Raw genomic sequence first — 228 nt, forward strand, 5'->3', positions numbered from 1 at the left:
GGCGTGACGTCGTCGCAGCTGACTGAGGCCGCCAACTTCCTCAACGCCCACATGACCGGTCAGACGCTGCCGGAGTTGCGCAAGCAACTCGACCGGCTGAAAACGGATGTGCGCCACGAGCTCGATGCCTTGTCGCGTGACCTCGTGGAGCGCGGCATTGCCGTCTGGTCCGGCAGCCCGGATGAAGGCAAGCCGGCGCAGCTGATCATCCGCGGCCGTGCCAACCTG

General features: G+C 66.2%; 1 pseudogene. It reads left to right on the forward strand.

The window, feature by feature from the left end:
* A pseudogene (locus tag SB764_RS45315) lies at positions 1 to 228 on the forward strand (hypothetical protein); the annotation flags it as partial.

This window comes from Paraburkholderia sp. SIMBA_027 (assembly GCF_046535315.1).
Taxonomy (GTDB): Bacteria; Pseudomonadota; Gammaproteobacteria; order Burkholderiales; family Burkholderiaceae; genus Paraburkholderia; species Paraburkholderia tropica.